Genomic DNA, 4333 nt, shown 5'->3' on the forward strand with positions numbered 1-4333 from the left:
GCGGGCGCGGAAAACGTCGGCCAGGTTCTTCTCTGTCGTCGTGCCCGACTGGACACAGATGGTGCCGCCGTCCAGGTCTTCCAGCGTCTCGATGCCGCTATCGGCCCGCACCATCATGCCCTGGCCGTCATAGAAGGTCGTCGGGGCGAAGTCCAGGCCCAGCGACGTGTCGCGGCTGATCGTCCAGGTGGTGTTGCGGAAGAGCACGTCCACCTCGCCTGACTGCAGGACGGGGAAGCGCTCGTTGGCCGTCGTCGGACGAACTTCGATGGCCGTGGGGTCGCCCAGGACGGCCACCGCCAGCGCCCGGCAGAAGTCGATGTCAAACCCTTCAAACTCGTTGGTGTCGGGGTTGATGTAGCCGAAGCCGGGCACGGACTGGTTGCCGGCGCAGCGCAGGACGCCCCGATCGCGCACCGCCTGTAGCGTATCGCCCAGGCCGACGACGGTGACCGCCGTGGGTGCGGCGGCCGGGTCGGCCGTCGCCGCCGGCGTCTCGGTCACCTGGGCCACAGCCGCGGCCTCCGTCGGCGCTTCAGTCGCCGCCGCTTCTTCGGTGGGGGCCTCGGTCGCCGCGGCCTCCTCCGTGGGGGCCTCCGTCGCCGCTTCCTCAGCCGGCGCTTCGGTGGGGGCGGCTTCCTCGGCGGGGGCCTCTGTGGCCGCCGCTTCCTCAGCCGGGACTTCGGTAGCCGCCGCTTCGCCCGTGGTGTCGCCGGTCGTATCGCCGGTTGCGCCGCCGCCGCCGCACGCCGCCAGCATCAAGGCGGCGATCAACAGAACAATCAACATACTCCATCGTGTCTTCAACATGACTCCTTCTCCTCATGTCGGCCAAAGCCGTCGTCGTTTTGCGAACTGTTCACTTCCGATTGACTTGTAAACGTGCTTCCCACGCCACTGCCGCCCTGCCATTCCTCCCGGCCGGGAGACGCGCCGAACGCCGAGCGTTCGCCGGTTCCTGACCGCTATTCGTTTGACGCCACAACGATAGGTAGAATGAGCGACTGGCGCGCCGGATGGGCAACCCGGGACGCCTCCTGAGGGCGAAGCCCGGCGGGAGCCGGGCGGGCAACGATGGTACGCCGCGTTGGCTGGTTGGTGGCGTATGCTCGCCGCGGTGGCTCCGGGATGCCGGCGCTCGCCCCTCTTCCTCAGGCGAGCAGCACAGGTGGGAACTGTGCTTCCAGAAGGCCGGCCCCAAGCCACCCAATTGGGTGGAAATCATAGAGCATGAACCCTAAATTGGCAACAAGCAAATCCGCGCGATGCCCGTTTGCTTCCCATGATCAGGCGCGGTATCCTCACGGAGCTACTTATGTTTACCGGCATTCCTATTACGTTCGTTATCCTGTTGGGGCTTGTTCTGGCCGTAGTTGGGGCGGCCGTCGCCATCCTCACGCCGCGCAAGCGGGCTGGCCTGGTCATCATGCTGGTCGGCCTGCTAATCGCCGGCGCGCTATCAGTTCTCATTTTTATGGCGACGCGAACGATGTAAATGGTAGGGGCAGACCTGCGTGTCTGCCCCAGGGCGCACCCTGCGTGTCTGCCCCAGGGCGCACCCTGCGTGTCTGCCCCAGGGCGCACACGCAGGTGCGCCCCTACCGCACGATCTTCAGATTGAACATCGGCGCGCCCAGCACGCCGAACAGCCGGAGCCACAGCGGCAGCCAGAGTTCCAGCCCACGCGCCGCGGACAAGTCGCCCAGGTCGATAATGTCCGTCCAGCCAAAGCCGCGCAGCATCTCCGTCGCCTGCGCCTTGGCCACCGCGTCGTTGCCGCCCAGGAACACGCTGTGGTCGCCGTCCGCCAACTGGCGCGGATTGACCATCAGCGAGGCGGTCAGCGTATTGAGCGTCTTGACGACCCTCAGGCCGGGAAATGTGGCCTGAATCTCCTCAGCCAGGGACGCGCCGCCCTCATACGTCCGCACCGCGGGAGGCATCCCGCCGGAGAAGTCGAGCGGGTTGGAGATGTCGATGAGCGTCTTGCCGTCCAGGTGAGTCTCAACCCCACGCAGAACGTCCACGGAGGCCAGCCCGGCCGTCGCATTGACCAGCACCTCGCCGTGCGCCGCTGCCTCGGCGAACGCGCCCACGCGGGCGTTCGGCCCCGCCCCGGCCAGCCACTCGCGCAGCGTACCCGCGTACCCCTTGCTGTCGTCCAGCCGCGCCGGGTCGCCCGTGCCCAGCACGACGCTGTGCCCCTGCGCGGCCAGTGCCGCGCCAATTGACTGTCCCACTATTCCTGAACCCAATATGCCGTAGTTCATTTGCATCTCCTCACGTCTGCATCGGATGGGCAGCAGTATATACAGATCTGTATCGTTGTCAAAAGCCGACCTTCTAAAATTACCAACCAGGCTGGGATAAGACGAAGGGATATACGTATAAGAGTCGAAATTCTATGACAAATGACTAACGAATGGGTGACAAATAGGCTTGATATCGCAACCGCCGGTCAATTATCATAAGCATGTTCAGTTCTATTGCGCGCAACCGACCTTTCCTGGTCACAGGAAGGGCTTTGACGAACTACGCAAGCAGGCCTGTGAAGCGTAGTGGCGTCAAGGAGGAGTGACGGTAGCGACCGAACCTTAGTCCTCAAGAACCGATTCTAAGTCTGTTGCCGACCATCTGCCTATCTAGTGACTGATTAGGCGAAGGTCGGCCCATTGCAGTGGTATTGCCAGATACTGCTCATGGCCAGGAGGCACAGCATGATATCAAGACGCGAGTTTCTAAAGTTGGCAAGCGCCTCGACGCTCGGCCTGTTCATTACCACCCGGTTCGGCCCGCCCAAGCTGGTGCATGGTCAGGCCATCCCCGGCGGCACGCTGGATCCACCGTCCGTCGCCAAGTTCGTCACGCCGCTACTCATCCCGCCGGTGATGCCCCGCGCCGGGACGATCAAGCAGAAGGGCAAACCCGTCGATTATTACGAGATCTCCATGCGGCAGATCACTCAGCAGATTCTCCCGGTCGGTATGCCCACCACTACTGTTTGGGGCTACGGCGCGATCAAATCTGATAGCAAGCGGGGGCTACTGATTCATAATGCCCCATCGCTGACCATCGAAGCCAAAGCCAACCATCCAGTGCGCATCAAGTGGATTAATGACCTCAAGGACGGCGCCGGCAAATTCCTACCCCATCTGTTGCCTGTCGATCCAACGCTGCACTGGGCCAACCCACCGGGCGGCCTGGCCGGACGCGACACGCGGCCGACATTTGCCAGCACACCGGGGCCGTACACCGGCCCTGTGCCCATCGTCACCCACGTCCACGGCGCGGTGAAGATTGGCGACGAGAGCGATGGCTACGCCGAAGCGTGGTACTTACCGGACGCGACCAATATTCCCGCCGGCTATGCCACTAAAGGCACCTGGTACGACTTCTTCAAGGCCAAGGCGGCGCAGAAATTCAACGTGGCTTGGGGACCCGGCTACGCCACCTTCCAGTATCCCAACGCCCAGCGCGCCTCGACTGTCTGGTACCATGATCATACGCTGGGCATGACTCGACTGAACGTCTATGCCGGCCCGGCCGGCTTCTTCATCATCCGCGGCGGCCCGGGTGACGTTGTGCTCGACTCGCGTTTCGGCACGCGGGCTGTCCTACCCGGCCCGGCCCCTAAAGAGAACGACAAATTCCCGTCGAACAAGGTCTATTACGAGATCCCGCTGGCCATCCAGGATCGCTCTTTCAACAACGATGGCAGCCTCTTCTATCCGGACACGCGCGAGTTCTTTGATGGCATCGCCGGCCCGTACATCCCGACCAGCGACATCTCGCCGATTTGGAATCCTGAGTTCTTTGGCAACATGATCATAGTCAACGGCAACACCTGGCCGTTCCTGAACGTCGAGCAGCGGCGCTATCGCTTCCGCGTGCTCAACGGCTGCGACTCGCGCTTTCTGATTCTGGACTTCAGCGCCATTCCCGGCGTCGAGGTGTGGCAGATCGGTAACGAGGGTGGCTTTTTGGCCGCGCCGGTTAACCTGACGACCACCTACGGCAACCATCTCCTGATGAGCCCGGCGGAGCGCGCCGACATCATCGTCGACTTTACCAACGTGCCGTTGGGCAACTACGTCCTGGGCAACATCGGCCCGGACGAGCCGTTTGGCGGCGGCGCTCCCGGCATCGATTTCCCCGTGGCCGACGGAGCTTCGACCGGCCAAATCATGCAGTTTCGCGTCGTGCCGGCCCGGGCGCCCGACCCGACGACGCCACCGCAGTTCCTGAAGCTGCCAACCATCGCGCCCCTCCCGGCGGCGACGGTAACACGGCCACTGGCCCTGTTAGAGCATATGTCAGCGCACTTTGACGACGC

Annotated in this window: 4 protein-coding genes; 2 read left to right on the top strand and 2 right to left on the bottom strand. The window is 63.4% G+C overall.

The annotated features are described in order from the left end of the window. On the bottom strand, positions 1 to 810 hold an 810-nt coding region (locus tag ACE3UY_RS06570; RefSeq protein ID WP_374686748.1), incomplete at its 3' end, for a transporter substrate-binding domain-containing protein. 505 nt (positions 811 to 1315) lie between these two features. On the opposite strand from ACE3UY_RS06570, the gene ACE3UY_RS06575 reads away from it, so the two are divergent. Beyond that, positions 1316 to 1495 (top strand): hypothetical protein, encoded by a 180-nt coding sequence (locus ACE3UY_RS06575; RefSeq protein WP_374686749.1) that lies wholly within the window; start codon positions 1316 to 1318, stop codon positions 1493 to 1495. 103 nt (positions 1496 to 1598) lie between these two features. Here the strand turns inward: ACE3UY_RS06575 and ACE3UY_RS06580 are convergent, their stop codons facing one another. Continuing rightward, positions 1599 to 2270 carry an NADPH-dependent F420 reductase gene (locus ACE3UY_RS06580; protein WP_374686750.1) on the bottom strand — a complete coding sequence of 224 codons (672 nt, stop codon included), beginning with the start codon at positions 2268 to 2270 and terminating at the stop codon, positions 1599 to 1601. Positions 2271 to 2717: 447 nt separating this feature from the next. Here ACE3UY_RS06580 and ACE3UY_RS06585 point away from each other — a divergent pair. Beyond that, positions 2718 to 4333 (top strand): bilirubin oxidase (locus tag ACE3UY_RS06585; RefSeq protein ID WP_374686751.1); only part of this gene is annotated, 1616 nt, incomplete at its 3' end.

It is taken from the genome of Promineifilum sp. (SeqCode) (assembly GCF_041918635.1).
In the GTDB taxonomy this organism is placed as follows: domain Bacteria; phylum Chloroflexota; class Anaerolineae; order Promineifilales; family Promineifilaceae; genus Promineifilum.

Excerpts from the sequence above, each read along its gene's own strand:
- ACE3UY_RS06580 (WP_374686750.1), bottom strand. The coding sequence starts at position 2,270 with ATGAACTACGGCATATTGGGTTCAGGAATAGTGGGACAGTCAATTGGC.
- ACE3UY_RS06575 (WP_374686749.1), top strand. The coding sequence starts at position 1,316 with ATGTTTACCGGCATTCCTATTACGTTCGTTATCCTGTTGGGGCTTGTT.